Origin of the sequence: Sporosarcina saromensis, assembly GCF_033253735.1 — a bacterium.
In the GTDB taxonomy this organism is placed as follows: domain Bacteria; phylum Bacillota; class Bacilli; order Bacillales_A; family Planococcaceae; genus Sporosarcina; species Sporosarcina saromensis.
Genome location: NZ_JAUBDI010000027.1, coordinates 18,377 through 35,250, shown reverse-complemented (window position 1 = coordinate 35,250; position 16,874 = coordinate 18,377). Strand labels below are relative to the sequence as shown.

Genomic DNA, 16,874 nt, shown 5'->3' with positions numbered 1-16,874 from the left:
GCCGATAGGATTGGAGCACGATTGAACCACATTCAAGCCGCATGATTCTTGTTTTTTGAAATACAATCTATAAATTCTGCCCTTGTTTGTATTTTTAAAAAGAGGAATTATGAAATCGATTCATTCAAGTATTAATTGCTAATCCACCGATACATTTTACAATTATGTAAATGACTTGGCACTGGCATCATTTTCTCATTACTGTCATACCAGCATTCGCATTTTTGTGAAATAAAATAATCCAACCTTGATAGTAAGCTAAACCTAAGGGTGGATTACTTTTAGTTTTATTATCGTTGAATTCAATATCAAATGGTTTTTCCTCGTATTCAGAAACATCGTACTGACCGATTACCTGATAACTACTAGAGACTTCCTCCTCCAAATCAACATTTTGGGAAGGAACCACATATAATGCATCTGAAATAATTTTTTTAAGGTAATTTGGCTCAGGAGATTCTTCTACTGCGGCAAGCACCAATGCGTTTCGCAAGTATGATGCATTCACTGAAAGTAATTGGTCGTTAAAATTCAACCCTTTTGATTCAGCAAAAAGTTTCATAAAAACTGAAACTGTTCGTTTATTTCCTTCACGATACGGATGGACACGCCATATTCTCGTCATAAAATTCGAAAAATCTTCTACTAGTAAAGAGTTTGAATAACTCCATTCTACCCTATTAGTCCATCTGAAGATTGATTCCAAATCAGCTTCTATTTCGTCTTTATCTGTGTAAATAACTGATAAGCCATTTAGCACCTTTTCATTTTTATAAATATTGACAGTCATGAACTCACCTGCCCATGAATATAAATCATTGAAAAGATAATGATGAATAAGTCGCAGACTCTCAAATTTCTGAAAATCAATCTCTTCGGCCAGAGAAGTGATATCTAGAATTCCTGCAATTATTAATTGGGCTTCCACGTCTATTAATTCCTGCTCATCTCGAATATCTAATTTGTTAATTAAAATGCTGGAATTAGGATAAGTATACGGGTCCATAGTTACTGGGAAGCCCTCGTATATTTTTTGACGATGGCTTGCTTTAATTCACTGGATGTTAAATGTCCATTTTCATACTGCTCTAAAAGTTTTTTAGTAAATGCGCTCGGTTTTCCACCATCAATCGCTGCCATTCCAACAGCGAATTGGACTTTCTTTCTTCTTTCGAAGCGTGACTCTTCTTGCATCTATACCACCTCGCATTTTAGTTAGTATACCCATTATAACAGCTTTCACGCATTGGACGTTACGCAGTGCAGCTCTTTAATATATTATTCAATCCTTTTTTCGATTCGCGAGGCATTAGAAGTATCTTGAGCGTGGCAGTAATATTGATTTCTGAATACAATGTCGCACTATTAGGTTAAGACAAAAAATAAGACCCAAGAGAGGCATACCCAAAAAACCCAAGTACCCAAATGCTAAGAAATCGAAACTATCTCTCCAGAAACCACCCGCACCAATTCCTCACCAAACTCATGTATCTTCTTATCTCCCAATCCGTAAATCTGGTGTAATTCGGCTACTGATTGGGGTCTTTTTTCGAGCAACTCATCCAAAGTTTTATTCGTAAAGATATAAAATGCTTTTTGACCGGTTTTCTCGGAAAGCTGCTTCCGAAATGCTTTCAATGCTACTTCAAGTTCATCTCTTGTTATCGCTTTCTCAATTAGCACTGCAGGTTGAATTTCCTGGTCTGCTTCTTCTGTAAAATAACGGACTTCGGTTTCTTCTTGCTTCTCGATCGCACGGTTACCGACATGCTGATCTTTAATGTATTCAGCAAACTCCCGCATTCGGTTATCCCTAAAATAGACTGGTGACTTTTTCGCTAACTCCGCCTTCAAAAATGATACAATTCCGTCTGAACGGAATACTTGGTTTTTCACTTCCGGCTGTGCTTTTTTTAAATTAAGTACAGTTTTCTCATTCGCAAACGCAACGGCATATCGAATTGGGGTTCTCTCAATAACACCATGATCCATCAACATCGCGCGCAATACGTCTACTTGCCGTTCAACTTGCCGAATCGGACTGTACATGCCTTCTTGAAAAATTGTTCGTCCTCCACGATTGACCGTTCGAATGAACTCGCCTTTTTCGTTGACGGTAATATTTCCATAATACTTTTTCACTTCAATTACCAAAAAGAATTGACGGGTGATGACAATGAAATCGAACTGCGCTGTTAACCCCTTATGCTCAATTTGAACATCGTGCAAAATCATGATTGGCAAAAACGAATTCTTCAACTCAAAAAGCAATGATTGTTCACCTGACTTACCAATCTCCAGGAACTTCATTTGTTTTGCCAACTTCTTCGCTTCCGTATCATTCAACTGTCCCTCTGCCAATGCTTGCTGTAAATGTGCAATTTCACTATCCATCGAATCTACTTCTTTTATCACGATGGGTGATTTCAATTCTTCCTTATCCTTCAATGCGTCGACCACTCTCGACAGGAATGGCTTTTTAATGAATGCCATCGGGAGTTCCCCCTTTCTGTTGGATGGATTATTGTGAATAGCTCATCCACGTTTTAATTCAATTAGTTTCTCTCGTAAAATCATCTCCTCTTCACTTCCCGTTGTTTTCATTCTAATGATCGGTATTCCGTACTTTTCTAAAATCCGATCTTTCATTTGGTCTCGTTTGAGTTGCTTGGGATTTCTAGCGTGATACGCGTGGCCATCTACTTCTACGACTAATACCGGCATCTTATCCATCTTATTAAATATGACAAAGTCTGTATGTGTTAAGATGTTCATCGCATAGTTGAATTCATCCTTAGACAGTTTATCGGGATTCTTGATTAACATGCGCAACGGTTGATGCAGGACAAAATCCAAGCTCCTAAATTCATCGTGTGCCAAGACTTTTTTTAGTACAAGATTTATGAGGTTTTCCGAACTAAACTCAGACACTTGCTGACTTTTTTTCATCACTTTTAACAGCTTCTCTGAATAACTCTTATATAGCAAATCAAACACGGAATAGATTTGGCTTTCAATAATCTCAAAGTTATTGTATTTTATGTACCGAATCAGATCACCAAGATTCGTACCATGCCACTCTTCACTGCCATCAGCCGTCACAACAATTAATTGGTCGACCGCACGCGACACGGCTACATTAATCAGATTGGCGTCATCTACAAAGTCGTCTTTGTTGATCTCATTTGCTACGGTCGAAAGAATAATAATGTCTTTTTCGCGACCTTGGAATTTATGAACCGTGTCCGCCTCGATATTTTGCGTTCCGATATACTGATCAAATTCATTAGCCTGTTGGCGATACGGCGAAATGATTCCTAACGACTGTTTGTCCGTATCAATGTCTTGTTCCGGTAAGATTTCATTAAAAACGACATCAATTTGCCGTTGATTGAACGTCCCCCTTGCATGATTCCCTTTGACCGTTTTATACAAGAGTAGCGGTTTTTTTATGTCATTGGATTCCGTTAAAACAACCAGCTCGTTGTTGTAGAATTTTTGATTGCAAAAACCAATAATTTTAGGATGGCAGCGATAATGTTCTTTTAAAAGTGTACGTGGGAGGTTGTCAAACAACGAAACGATCGATGATAACAAACTGTGCTCGGCGTAATTGTAGCCTGCATGCAGACGATAGGCATCAAAAATCTTGCGTGCCTTCTCCCGTACTTCGGTCGTAATGACATTTGGCAATTGTTTTGTATCCCCAACGATGACTGCGTTTTTAGCACATGACAGCGCTAACGCACCTGTTACGACATCAACTTGTGAAGCCTCATCGATTAAGACATAATCGAATAAAAAGTTCTCAGATACATTATTGCGTAACGAATGTGTCGTACTAAGAACAACTGGATAGTCTTGAACAAATTGTGCTGTGTTTTTCCATAACACATCACTTTTATAGACCGGTCTTTTCTTGTCTTGTTCCCTGTATTTCTTTGCTAAATTCGACTTGAACAATCGCATCGATTGGTCACTAAATGCAGCCATTGCTTGATTGAAATCGTAACTTCCTAATCTACATGTTAAACTTTTTATTTCCTTATTATGTTCAGTTATTTTCACTTCGTAATAGGTTCTTTGAAGGTGAGAAACGACCGTCTCAGCATCGTATTTATGTAAATCAGACTTGTAAATGCCATACACAAAGAAATTGTAAATTCTCTTTTTGAGCGAATTCTTTTTACCAGCGTCACCTTTATATGTAATGATCATTTTCATCAACTTTTCAGCATCAAACCGTAAAAAAGCGTTGATTCTTAGTTGTTTGTATTTGTTCCTTGAGTAATAGTCTTCATAATATTGGAATTCCGTCTGCAACATGGCTAATTCTTGTTGTAATTGCGCACGTATATTGTTCAGGACAAGCATTTCATTTAACTTAATTTGCAATTCTACTAAGTCGTTTTTAATGCGGTGAGATTCTTCTTCGCTCAACAACCAGTCTGTCATGTCTGGATAACTTCCAGTCTGTTCATCAAAAAATTGTTCCTTGTTCGAATGATTGCCTAAATAAGCCGCAATAAAATCCAGCCCGTACTTTTGTAGCTTCTCCAGGACATTTGCTGTTGCTGCATTATTGTTGGACACGACCGCTACGGTTTTGTTGTAAATGACCGCATTTGCAATAATGTTTAAGATCGTTTGTGTTTTACCCGTACCCGGCGGACCTTCAATCACACTAATCGGACCCGCAATTGCCTTTTCTGTCGCTGATTTCTGACTCGCATTTAATCCAAACGGAAAAATGGGATTTGAAGTGACCGGATTTCGAGTAAACGTTTTCCGTTCTAAATACAAAGCCAATACGCTCCGAGGACTAATCGTTGTCATTCGATTGTACTGCTTACTTAAGAATGAAACATTTTCGTCTTCTGGATTGGCACTTACATGTTCCGCCAACGTTTTCAAATACCCCAAACAATTTGAAGACTTCTCGTTAGCTAAACACGATTCTTCCACCACCAGTTGCGATCGTTTGTACACTTTGTGAAAACCTCTCGTAAAAACGAGTCGAATTGTATCACCGAAATCCTGTACCACCTGAATACCTGAAAGCGGCTGACCATCTGCATAGATGATTCGATTATGCAGGTCCAGTATTTTGGGATTACGATGCCAAACGACATTATGTTTACGATATTGATAGATTCTATCGTTGTTTTGAAACTTCACGTTCCATTGCCCATCTTGGAAAGCACAATCAACAATTTGTTTCGTCTTATCTATATTTTTAATTAGAATTAAATGCTTATTCACATCCACTCGTTTACACCTCGTCTAAACAAACATTTGCCTGAATTACACAAACACACGTATTATACACGCTCAACACTTCCGATAAGCGCGTCTCTCTGCGTACTCGCAACAAGGTAAGCAAATTTTCTTCACCTTATTATCGGGTAGTCTGTACCTCTGATATTGCGCAATTTTTCGTTTACATAGTCCACATTTCGACTTCGAAAAGCTAAACATATAAACGCCCCCCTTGCACTTATTTAAAAGGATCATTTGAAATTTGGGCCAATAATATTTATCGCAACCAATTTATATAGCTATTAGTGTCCCTAATAGAACTAACTGAATCCAATCCAGCATATGCAAACGACAGTTATTCATCGCTTCGCATAGCTTTTATTGCTCTGCGTGTCTGTAAATAAACGAGCAACTCTTCATGCTCCTCTTCACTAATTGCTGTTCCATCCAGGTGAATTTCACAACTTTTAAATGAATCATATGAGGAAAGTTCAACCGCAGCCTGCTTACTGAATGCCAAATAATCCAATGATACGTTGAAATATTCTGCAATCATTATGAAATGCAGAAAGCTTGGACCCTTCCTATCCGCTTCATAATTCCACATCACACTTTTCGCGATGCCTAGTGTTTCAGATAATTTCTCTACAGTAATGCCTTTAGAATCTCTAAGTTCTTTTAATCTACTTCCAAAACTCCCCACAGAAACACCTCCAATTTGAAACATTATTATATATAGAAAAAGGTAGGTAAACTTCATCTTATTGCAGGTAATTGACAACTTGTGAATCAGGCATTTTTTAGACAATCCACATTTCGACTATTAAACGAACACTTCCATGTCCCCTTCCTCTTTTTCTACAAAATTCCCACTACTTAAATAGTACCATATCACTAACAATATGTTCCATCGAATATACAAAGATTTCTGATAGATAACTTGCAATCACTTCTATAAGTTCTAAAGCATTATAAAATTCAATGAGAACCTAGTGCGAACCTAATTGGAAATTCAATGTATTATTTTCTGAATCTTATTGCTTTTATATACGTATAACTAGTAAAATCAAATTTGAGGGGGAGTTGTGTGAAACATATTAAAAAGTATTCAATTGTATGGATGTCGATTTTTCTTTTAGCAGGCTGCTCTTTTATGTCTCCTAAAGATTCAACGGATGCAACATTGAGCATCAAACCGTATACATTGAGCGAACATGAAGAGTTATTGCTTTCTATGGCGGGAGCAAACAATCCGCAATTCTTTACAGTGAACGGGAAGATTGCCGAAAATGAAGATTTAACGTATTCCGTCGAGGTCTATCATAAAGGGAAATTCAAAGAGGAACTTCTTCTCACATCTTCAACGCAAGACAAACATTTCGATGGTAAATTGATCTCGTTCACCGTGACGGAACTTGATGAAGAAAACGTAGCAATCAAGCTCAGCTATCCTTCAGGGAGCACATCGATCACGTACCCAATTGAAGTTGCAAGCTTAGCCCGGTCATTTGGGAATCTCGTAGATAAAGATTCCACTCTCATCAAAGACAAACCGATTTATCTTGCCGCTTGGGTCGGGACGAAAGGTAGCATGCTGCGCAGTGTCGCACCTTCGGAAAATAGCGAGTTGCCAGAAAGCCTTGAAACCTATGACATCGCTTTGCTGTACAAGGTCGTATGGACGGATGCGGAAGGAAACTGAAGTAAAAAACAGATTTAAGTTTTTCACGACACTCTACGCAAGGAACTGATGGTGCTTAGCCAGTCCGTTCCTTTTTTCATTATTCCTGTCGTTTTTAAGCTTTTATGGACTACTAATTTTTACATCTAACGTATTATTTATTGCCTAAGACATATTGGCAGTGGAAGGGTGATAAAATGTTCATATACGAATTCATTGAGCAATTTAACATGAGATACCCAAGTATTGACAAGACAGAACATGCGTCGGAAGAAATGATCTGCGCATATGAGAAGACTCTTGGGTATCCCTTGCCTCCATCATTTAGATTGTTTTTGAAACACTTCTCAAACGTTATTTCCTGTTGGATTGCGAACCTATTGGTGGTGTTGACGATAACTCTCCTTGCGCAGACATTCGTAATGTTCACGACCTTATTCCAGATATTCCAAGTGAAGTACTCCTAGTAGAAACGAATGAATGGATTCGTTCAGCTACATTAATTTCTTTTACGATGTTTGATGCTGGTGATAGTTCGAATAATCATTGGGTATTCATCTGTGATGACAATGTAAAAAATCATGAGTACCGTGTTGGTTTCATAAGTCAAGATACAAAGAAAATTATTAAAACACTAAGCAATTTTGAAGAGTGGTTAAACATCTTATGGAAAAATGAGCAACATGGTGAAATGAGTTTACCAGTTTTTCACGTATTATATCCAAGCTTTGACGAAAGAGTGTTATTGATGAATGGATAAATGGAGATATCCTTGCCTTGAACGTATCACTAGTATAAGGCACACGATATGTAGGAATTGTTTAAGGAACCCTATCTCATTGTAGGGACATTTGTAGTTTTTGATGTACTCCATTCTTTTCTTTCTAAGAAAAAAAGAACATTAAAAAGGTCGCTCCTGAATGTTTTTATTCCCAGTCTAGTTGTTTTTCTCGTATCTCTCCTAGGCTCTAGTTTATTGAATTGACGGTATCATCGTCAGAAATCTTCACCTCTGTGATAATATTGTTGTGAATTAAGTAAATGAAAACTGGCACTGCTTCTCGATACTGATTAACATGAATACGCTTGCTGCAACCAACACTTAGGGGGAAACAGGATGAATCTTTACCATTTTAAAGACCAAGTGAGTCCCGTTATTTTGCAACGGGGATTTACGTATTTTGCATCAGGGTTGGTTACGGATATCACCCATGATCATGAAGAAGACCGATACAGAGCGTTTGTTGAAGGAACAGACTTGTATGAGATTTCGATACATATGGATGAGGATTATACAATCCTTTCATCAGAATGTACGTGCCCTTACGATTCAGGACCAATTTGCAAGCATGAAGTCGCCGTTCTTTATGAGCTATTGGAGCACTTCGAGGATGGAAACTTTCCTGAACAAATCGATTCTATAAGTAATCAACCCGATTTGAAAGACGTTCTTGGAAGTTTATCAAAAGAAAAATTGATTGCTATACTGGTCGATTTGGCGGATGAAGACAGTGTTTTGCACAATCGGTTAGTTTTCAATTATGCAAGCGTTGACGCGCAGCAGGAACTGCATCGTTGCAGAGAATTAATTGACTCGGTCATTCATAAATACATGGCGAGAGAAGGCTATATTTCCTATAAATATGTCAGTGACTTTGCGGATGATTTAACAGCGGTACTCGAGAGGATCGATACGATTGAAGATCCGTTGATAGCGACAGAGGTTGCCGGGTTGCTCCTAACTGAAGCGGTCAATTCGTATCAATACGCTGATGATTCAGGAGGCGAAATTGGTTATGTAGTGGACCAAACAATAACGACCATTCGTCGGATTGCAGAAGAAACAACAGATCTCACGGAGCAAAGGGAGCTGTTGGAGAGACTCATTCAACTTTCGAAAGATAACGTGTTTGAAGGATGGGTAGACTATCGCAACGATTTGCTTTCCATCAGTACGCTATTTGCCGAAGATGACGAGTTGCGTTCGCGATTAATTGTTGAATTGGAATCATGTATTAATCATACCACCGAAAATCATTATAAGGACTATTCGAATGAGCAGATTTACAACTTGCTGTTTGAGATGATACAAACGCATGGTACTGTTGCGGAAGCGCATAAATTTTTGCACGATAAATTGGACTATCCCTCCTTTCGTGAACGATTGATGCACATTGAATGGGAGAATGGCAATAGTAGTCGCGTACTGGAGTTGGCTCTGACAGGCGAAAAAAAGGATGCGAACTATCGCGGTTTGGTGACTCGTTGGAAAAAATGGCGCTATAAAGCGTACAAAGAGATGAACATGTCTGAAGAGCAGATCCTGACAGGTCGTGAATTACTTTTCGCTGGAGAATTTGATTACTATTGGGACTTGAAAGAACTTGCAGCGGATGATTTCCCTTTCTTTTATGATCACTTAAAAAAAGAATTAGCGACTAGTAATCAAAGGGTGTTTCTCCAGCTTATTGAGGCTGAAAATGACGTGGATTCTATGCTTCGCCATGTACAAGCAAACCCTTCTAGTATTGAGCAATTCTTGAAATATTTAATGGATGCTCATAAGGAAGAGGCTATTCTTTTATTTGGAACTTATATAAAAGAAATGGCAGACCAGACATACAACCGAAGCCAATATAGAGGGATTTGCCAAATGCTACGGCGATTCAAGAAAATTAGCGGGCATGATGAACAAATTCGTTTAATTGAAGAACTGAAAGAGCTGTATAAACGACGGCCAGCTTTCATAGATGAACTTAGTAAGCTATAGGTAGGTACCAACCAACATTTGTGATTAATCAAGATAAATGATATGTTAAAATAATTCATCAACCAACAATTTGTAGTGTGTATTCACAAACTAACACAGACAATTTTCAAAAGTAGTCTCCACACTAAAAAACCAAGAGGAGGAATCAGAAGATGATTATTCATCCAATTAAAGCCTTTTCTGATAATTACATATGGTGCATTCAGAAAGAAACAGAGGTAGTTGTGGTCGACCCAGGACAAGCGGGCGTTGTCCTGGATTACCTGGAAGAAAAGCAGCTTCGTTTGACGGCCATTTTATTAACGCATATGCATGAAGATCATATCGGCGGGGTACGAGAGATTGTAGCGAGTCATCCGGAAAGTGTTGTGTATGGGCCGGAAGAAACGAAAAACTTCGTGAATCGAATTGTAAAGGAAGGAGACACCTTTCACGTATTGGGGCAACCTGTCCAAGTCTACGCATCAGGAGGGCATACGCATGGCCACATCAGTTTCTTAATGGGGCAGCATCTCTTTTGCGGGGACACCTTGTTTTCAGCAGGATGCGGTCGGGTTTTCACCGGCGATTACGAAGCCCAATTCGAATCTTTGCAGACATTTAAGCGCTTGGATGATGCGATACATGTTTACCCTGGCCACGAATATACCGAAACGAATTTACGCTTTGCCTCCAACATATATCCGGAGAATGAAAAGATCTACAATTCGTTAAAAGAAGTCCAGGAATTGCGTGCCAAAGGACTTCCTACACTCCCGACGACGATTGGCAAAGAGAAGGCCATCAACCTCTTTTTGCAAGCGGAGACATTGGAGGACTTTATCGAATTGCGGAACGCCCGTGATCAATTTTAAGACAATGACAGAACTGCTTTTTGCCGGATCATCTAACGGAAAATGAAAAGACAAGCCTACAAGGAAGCAAGCCAATACAAAGTAAAAGAAGTCATTTCACCACATTACTACCGTTGTTTATTGGGCAAAGCAGTGAGGTTGAGCGATCCCATCGCATTTTTTCACTTAACGAAACATATATGGTAAAATAAAGATGCTGTTTTCAATCAGTTGAACCATCTTAACAAACAAAAACTTATACATTTACGGAGGTTGAAAAAATGAGCCAAGTACTCGTTGAAATTTGTTTACGTGTGAGAGATATTGATGCGACGTTAGATTTTTATACGAATCTTTTTGATTTTGAAGTAGCTAGTCGCAGAGAATTCCCTGAAGATAAATTCGATCTTATCTATTTGAATTCACCCGGTTCTTCCGTACAGATTGAACTGACGTATAATTATGATGCAGAACCTTATGTAATCGGAAATGGTTTCAGTCATTTAGGCGTAACCGTGGATGATTTAGAAAAAATGCATGAAATCTGTAAAGCTTCTCCTTATGAAACAGGTGAACTGAAAGGACTTTCAGGCGGAGCACCTTTTTACTTCTTTGTCACTGACCCAGACGGCTATCGAATCGAAGTAAAACGTAAACACTAAAACGTACAACATACAAAACTGATTGCCAAAAGCCTACTCCTCACCTCTCTGCTTACATAACAGAGAAACGAGGGTAGGCTTTTCATTTTAAAAGCGCCTGTGCCAGAAACATTCATTTTAATTTAACCGAATCGTGATAAATAAATGAATTGCAAAGCCATCAACCGATACATTTTCCACGGACGGACATACAATTGTATTGAAATCTAGCACAGGCGATGGTTTTCATAGTTGGGTAACAGCCATGAATGTTTGTCACATAGCCCCTCCACATTTACTGGACTGGCAAGAACGCGACTTGCCAAATGCCTTCTTCATTTTTTATCATGGAGAAGCCGGATTCCACGTGCTGCTCGCCGTTTGGATAAAACTTAATATATCCTTCGTAGTCACTTGTTTGAATAAAAGACCCACTTTCGAGTCCTTTATATGTTTCCAATACCTGTTCCGGTGTCCCCCTATCGACCAACGGAATTTGTTCATCTTCTTCCTCGCTCCATAATATATGCTCCTCACGATCCGTGTATAGCGCATACGCCGTTTCAAAGTCTTGCTGATAACTGGCGTATGCATATAGTTTCGCAATGCTGATCGGTTCCAGCCCGATCAACTCGTTCGCATCATGGGTGAGCTGGAATCGATCATAGACCTGCTGTTCGAAATCATAGAGACCTGTACCGCTTTTAAACTTTTTCACCCAATCATGATCATTCCAAACATTAGGATTGCCAATCTTCTGCTCATATCCGCGCACCAAGTAATCATACGTATCTTTTCCGCCCGTGTACCAGTCAACAATCGTCAGCTTGCCATCTATGTTCCGCACAAAAAACTCTGTACCTTCTCCATATCCGCCTCCATCATGCTTTCGAATGCTAACAGGTACTTCCAAATAGAGATATCCTCCCTTCTCATCATTCGTAAATGTCACTTCCCAATCGCCAATTTCAAGCTGTTTCACCTTGCTGTCCATAGTGCCAAACTTCTTAGATTCATACTGAATCTTCGTTTCCAAATACTGTTGAAGGTTCTCGTTCCCTATAAACTTGCCCACGTCAATCTCCGTGCCGTTCCAAATGGCATTGTAATAGTCCGTCAGTGCATCTACGCAAAGCGCGTACGCCGTTTCAGCGTCCTTCATGGATACTTCGGCATCCTCTTTGGCTTCATAGAGAGGAACTGTTTCTGTTCCACCCTCTCCTTGAGGTGGCGGAATTTCCGTGGTAACTGGGTGATTGGGTACCAATGCAGCCGGACTTTCACCGCCTATCCTTTCCGTTGCAAAATAAATACCTGCTGAAACAGCCACCGTCAGTAGCAAACCGCTAACGAGCGTAGGCAGGACATAGATGGTCTTGCGTTTATGAATCTTTTGAAAGACTGCATGCTTATGCTTCGCGCTGAACTGCGAATCTTTGAAAACCGTCGCATCTAATGACTTTTTAATATCCCTCATTGGTTCTTTCAAGAAAACCGCTCCTCTCTATGGATTTCTGCAATGCCTCCCGCCCTCTTTTCAAGCGGGTTTTGACCGTATTCGGATTGGACTTCAACACATAACTGATTTCCTCCACAGACAGATCTTCATAATAAAAAAGCAAAATGACTTCCTTGTATTTGATCGGCAACTCCAAAACGAGCCGGGCTAACCGCTCATCCTCGCTTTTCGCGACAGCTTCATGTTCCGGCGATGGCTGCCCTGATTTTTGCGTAAGAAACAACTCATTGTTCACGATCACTTTCTTAACCCATGAAGTACGTAAGACGTCTTTGCACCGATTCACGGTGACTCTGTATAGCCAGGCTTCAATCGAATTCAATTCGAGAACGTGACCGCGTTTCTTATAACAGGTAAAAAAGACATCCTGCACTACTTCCTGAGCTTTTCCCCAATCTTTCAAATAACTGAAAGACAGATTCGTCAACCGATCGCCAAGCGCATCCATCAAACCAGACAGCCAGACTTCTTCATCGGATTCATTCCAAGAACGACTCATAATCATTTCTCACCCCCGCCACCCACACTATTTACAATCTTACCTCTAAGACGCGTGCAAAGGTGCAACTGGTTTCAAAATAAAAAAAATGCCAGTTTCTTGAACGATTTGGGTTCAAGTACTGGCACATTCTTCAACTAAAAGATACTTCTAACTGGGGTTAATCTAAAAAAACTATCGAACACTTCTAGCTACACTATAAACGCAAAGTATAGGATAAATAACAAACCAAGCACATACATAATTGGATGAATTTCTTTAGACCGCTTTTGCGCCACAAAACAAAGTGGATACAGAATAAAACCAAATGCAAGACCCATTGCCACACTCGAAGTGAGGGGCATCATGATGATCGTTAAGAAGGATGGAATTACAATTTCCAGTCTGCTCCAATCTATCTTTCTGATTTCCATTGCCATTAATGCGCCGACAATAATTAACGCTGGCGCAGTAACTTCTAACGTAATCACAGATAAAACCGGTGAAAAGAACAAAGCAATCATAAAGCAAGCAGCAATCACAACAGACGTAAAGCCAGTTCTGCCACCGACTGCAATGCCGGCAGAAGATTCAACACTCGTCGCAGGCGTGGATGTTCCCAATATCGCTCCGACTGCACTCGCGGTAGAATCAGCAAGCAACGCTCTTCCAACGTTCGGCACTGTATTCCCTTTCATCATTCCCGCTTGACTGGCCATGGCAATTAAAGCTCCAGCCGTATCAAAAAAGGCAACAAGTAAAAACGTGAAAATGACTGCCAGTAATTCAGGGGTGAACACCTGATCCAAATGGGAAAACACGACTCCAAATGTCGGTTCTAAGCTTGGTATGCTTCCTATGATTTTTGAGGGAGCGTCTATTAATCCGACAATCATTCCAATTATCGTAGTAATGATCATTCCATAAAAAATCCCACCTCTGATTCCACGCACTAACATGACAATCGTAAGGACCAAGCCAAAAATGGCCAGCAAGGTTCTAGGGGATGTTAAGTCTCCAATTGAAACAAATGTATCCGGATTGGCAATAATAAGCCCTCCATTTTTCATCCCAATAAATGTAATAAAGAATCCGATTCCAGCAGCGATTGCATATTTTAAATTCAATGGGATAATCGTAATAATTTTCTCCCGGATCTTCATGACACTTAACAGCATAAAAATAACGCCTGCAATAAAAACACCCGTCAATGCCACTTCCCATTGTATCCCCATTCCAATACAGACCGAAAAAGTGAAAAATGAATTCAGTCCCATACTTGGCGCAATTCCGATTGGGAAGTTCGCAAGCAAACCGATAAGAAGTGTACCGATAATCGCAGTAAGAGCAGTTGCAGTAAATACCGCCCCGCTATCCATCCCAGCTTGGCTCAAGATCAGCGGATTTACGACTAAAATATACGCGACAGACAGGAAGGTTGTCACGCCTGCGAGCGTTTCCTGCTTATAGGAAGTATTCCGTTCAGCAAATCTAAAGAAGTTTCTCATGTTGTAATCTCCTATTTGTTTAATTAAAGAATGAACGGCAGTGGTGAAATCTTTATTACACAGCCAAATCGTCCAATTAAGCCACATACATAAAAAAACTTTGGCCTTTAGTGAGGACAAAGTTTTTTCTACAAATTGGAATAGTAAATTGCATGGATTTCACATTCCTTGTAGACGAGCCATTTATGGTAGCTGGTAGAAACTTTCAAGCCGTATTCTTGAATTTATACAAGGTTTCTATTCAATTTCAAAAAAATAATAGAAGAATTATAACAAAATCAGGCGCAAACGTCAATACACTATTGACGAAACCTGTGCAAGCATTCGTCAATTCAACCAATTTAATTGTTTATACAAATAGTAGTGGAAAACCAGCCAACTGAACGTTCATACTCATACACATTCTATTGTATTGAATAAAACTGAATTCAACCTGGCACAGGCACCCGCTTAAAGCTGCTGCGTGTCCAACCAGCGGAGAAGACTGAGCCGTGCGAATGGCTGCAACAGCCACAGCATTAGGAATAGGATTGCCCACAATATAATCATGACAACAAATAGAATACCGTTACTAAAAAAAATATACAGGAACAGCGTAAAAAAGACATTCATCACAAAAAAACCTATCAGTAGCAGCATATGCGACATCAGCCAGCGGCGGCCACTGCGGACCAACCCCTGCAGTTCCTCTGGTGATGGTGTTGGCACGTATTCCCACGTATGCCTACCCTTCTCAGAGATATAGCGGAAAAGCCAGATTAAACCAATGGTTAGGATTACTGTCAGGAAAGCGGCAGCAAGTAGCATGGTTAGCCGACTGTCCGTGATGGAAAGAGTCCAGCTGCTCAGATATGAATGCAGGATTACTCCCGCGGTTCCCGACACCAGACCGAGCATCGAACTCTTCCGACCGCCGGAACTCTCGAAGAATCGCCGCTCTTTCGTATCATCATACAATGTCCGGTAGATGTTTTTGTCGAAATGGACTGGGATGTATGTAGGTCTCATGAACTCACCTCTCTTCTAATCTTACGTAATTTCATAAGAACCTGCAAAAGAAATCGATGCCTGTGCAAGAAACATTCACGTCAATTCAACCGATGTGAATGTTATACATGAACTAAATGTAAACCCACCAAGGATTCGGGGAAGTCGTCGGTGCGGTCAGCATCGGCTTCGCAAGCTTCCACATGACCGAAGAACGCCTCGCCTCCATGCGGGAGCGATTACTCGAAACAGGCGCGCGGATTTCAAAAAAACTGGGACATCGTTCGGGGCATTGATGCAGTGACTGATGATTCGCGGAAGACGTGTAATGATTGCCGTGAAAAATGACCACGCGAACTTATAGGTATATAACATAAAAGTACCAGGTACCCGCACAAATCTAAATTGTATGGATGCCTGGTACTTAAACTTCCTATTCGCTTTTCTACGGACGTATGACAGCAATAAAATGCTTCAATATCCGTGCCGTCATGCCCCATATCGTATACGTTCCATATTCATAGAACCATTCCTCTATCGTGCGTTTCCGCCATTGATACTGATCTCCATTTGGAATCTTCTCAAACGGAAACGTCTGCCGATCAGGGGTAATATCCACTGCCACTTCATGCATAAATGGCTCATGCGTAAGCAACCAGCTAATTGGCACGGTGAATACTTCTTCAACTTCTGCTTCATTGTAAGAGGTAATGATTTCATTGAAATCCACAACCCCTACAAACGGATAGACAACAAAAGACATCGAAGAAACGTATGGTGACAGCGGACCGAGCACTTCCACAGTATGTGGCGCTACGCCAAGCTCTTCATGCGTCTCGCGTAAAGCCGTAAACAAAAGCGATGGGTCATCAGGGTCCACTCTTCCGCCCGGAAAACAAATATCTCCTGGTTGAAACCTCATCTTTGACGACCGGACTTCAAACAGTATACACCATTCCCCATCCACTTCGACGAGCGGAATGAGCACAGCCGAGCGCCTCGCTGTGCTCTCTCCAATGAATAAATCCTTATTATTCAGCAGCTGCTGTTTCCACTTTTCAAGTTCCACAAAACCACCCCATATAACAACAGTACCAGGCACCCGTTCAATTCTCAATTAATGGGGCATGGTATACGTTTCACGTTCATCAATCTTTAATTAACAGCATTTTAACCGTTGGATACGTCGGGAACTCGT

The 16,874-nt window shown here is 40.3% G+C and carries 16 protein-coding genes and 1 riboswitch; of the genes, 6 read left to right on the top strand and 10 right to left on the bottom strand.

Features of this window, described 5'->3' with window-relative positions:
• Nucleotides 1-187: 187 nt before the first annotated feature.
• The 5 genes from QT711_RS18060 to QT711_RS18040 form a co-directional block, all read right to left on the bottom strand.
• Nucleotides 188-928 (bottom strand): Fic family protein, encoded by a 741-nt coding sequence (locus QT711_RS18060; RefSeq protein WP_317946558.1) that lies wholly within the window; start codon nt 926-928, stop codon nt 188-190.
• 80 nt (nt 929-1,008) lie between these two features.
• On the bottom strand, nt 1,009-1,194 hold the full coding sequence (locus tag QT711_RS18055; protein ID WP_317946556.1) for an antitoxin VbhA family protein: 186 nt from the start codon (nt 1,192-1,194) through the stop codon (nt 1,009-1,011).
• 234 nt (nt 1,195-1,428) lie between these two features.
• The gene (locus tag QT711_RS18050; protein WP_317946554.1) at nt 1,429-2,493 is read right to left on the bottom strand and encodes an NERD domain-containing protein; all 1,065 of its coding nucleotides are present in this window, start codon (nt 2,491-2,493) and stop codon (nt 1,429-1,431) included.
• Between the two features lie 42 nt (nt 2,494-2,535).
• Nucleotides 2,536-5,268 (bottom strand): AAA domain-containing protein, encoded by a 2,733-nt coding sequence (locus QT711_RS18045; protein WP_317946552.1) that lies wholly within the window; start codon nt 5,266-5,268, stop codon nt 2,536-2,538.
• A gap of 346 nt (nt 5,269-5,614) precedes the next feature.
• Entirely contained in the window at nt 5,615-5,962 is a 348-nt protein-coding gene (locus QT711_RS18040; RefSeq protein WP_317946550.1) for a helix-turn-helix domain-containing protein, read from the bottom strand.
• 384 nt (nt 5,963-6,346) lie between these two features.
• Between QT711_RS18040 and QT711_RS18035 the strand changes: the two genes are divergently transcribed.
• From QT711_RS18035 to gloA, 6 genes are all read left to right on the top strand, one after another.
• The gene (locus tag QT711_RS18035; protein ID WP_317946548.1) at nt 6,347-6,961 is read left to right on the top strand and encodes a hypothetical protein; all 615 of its coding nucleotides are present in this window, start codon (nt 6,347-6,349) and stop codon (nt 6,959-6,961) included.
• Nucleotides 6,962-7,137: 176 nt separating this feature from the next.
• On the top strand, nt 7,138-7,407 hold the full coding sequence (locus QT711_RS19625) for an SMI1/KNR4 family protein (RefSeq protein WP_398296345.1): 270 nt from the start codon (nt 7,138-7,140) through the stop codon (nt 7,405-7,407).
• Nucleotides 7,305-7,700: a hypothetical protein gene (locus tag QT711_RS18030; protein ID WP_317946547.1), complete on the top strand. Its 396-nt coding sequence runs from the start codon at nt 7,305-7,307 to the stop codon at nt 7,698-7,700. Before QT711_RS19625 ends, QT711_RS18030 begins: the two co-directional genes overlap by 103 nt.
• A gap of 357 nt (nt 7,701-8,057) precedes the next feature.
• Nucleotides 8,058-9,710 carry an SWIM zinc finger family protein gene (locus QT711_RS18025; RefSeq protein WP_317946546.1) on the top strand — a complete coding sequence of 551 codons (1,653 nt, stop codon included), beginning with the start codon at nt 8,058-8,060 and terminating at the stop codon, nt 9,708-9,710.
• Between the two features lie 152 nt (nt 9,711-9,862).
• Nucleotides 9,863-10,564 carry a hydroxyacylglutathione hydrolase gene (gene gloB / locus QT711_RS18020; protein ID WP_317946545.1) on the top strand — a complete coding sequence of 234 codons (702 nt, stop codon included), beginning with the start codon at nt 9,863-9,865 and terminating at the stop codon, nt 10,562-10,564.
• Nucleotides 10,565-10,824: 260 nt separating this feature from the next.
• Nucleotides 10,825-11,205, top strand: coding sequence for a lactoylglutathione lyase (gene gloA, locus QT711_RS18015; RefSeq protein ID WP_317946543.1), 381 nt, complete (start codon nt 10,825-10,827; stop codon nt 11,203-11,205).
• Between the two features lie 274 nt (nt 11,206-11,479).
• Here gloA and QT711_RS18010 read toward each other — a convergent pair whose 3' ends face one another.
• The 5 genes from QT711_RS18010 to QT711_RS17990 all read right to left on the bottom strand — a co-directional run bounded on the left by QT711_RS18010 (nt 11,480) and on the right by QT711_RS17990 (nt 16,745).
• Nucleotides 11,480-12,673: a hypothetical protein gene (locus tag QT711_RS18010; protein ID WP_317946541.1), complete on the bottom strand. Its 1,194-nt coding sequence runs from the start codon at nt 12,671-12,673 to the stop codon at nt 11,480-11,482.
• Entirely contained in the window at nt 12,648-13,208 is a 561-nt protein-coding gene (locus QT711_RS18005; protein ID WP_317946539.1) for a sigma-70 family RNA polymerase sigma factor, read from the bottom strand. Before QT711_RS18005 ends, QT711_RS18010 begins: the two co-directional genes overlap by 26 nt.
• 185 nt (nt 13,209-13,393) lie before the next feature.
• Entirely contained in the window at nt 13,394-14,689 is a 1,296-nt protein-coding gene (locus tag QT711_RS18000; protein ID WP_317946537.1) for an NCS2 family permease, read from the bottom strand.
• 151 nt (nt 14,690-14,840) lie between these two features.
• A riboswitch (purine riboswitch) is annotated at nt 14,841-14,941 on the bottom strand.
• Between the two features lie 198 nt (nt 14,942-15,139).
• Nucleotides 15,140-15,697, bottom strand: coding sequence for a hypothetical protein (locus QT711_RS17995; protein ID WP_317946535.1), 558 nt, complete (start codon nt 15,695-15,697; stop codon nt 15,140-15,142).
• 424 nt (nt 15,698-16,121) lie between these two features.
• The gene (locus QT711_RS17990) at nt 16,122-16,745 is read right to left on the bottom strand and encodes an NUDIX hydrolase (RefSeq protein WP_317946560.1); all 624 of its coding nucleotides are present in this window, start codon (nt 16,743-16,745) and stop codon (nt 16,122-16,124) included.
• Nucleotides 16,746-16,874: the final 129 nt, after the last annotated feature.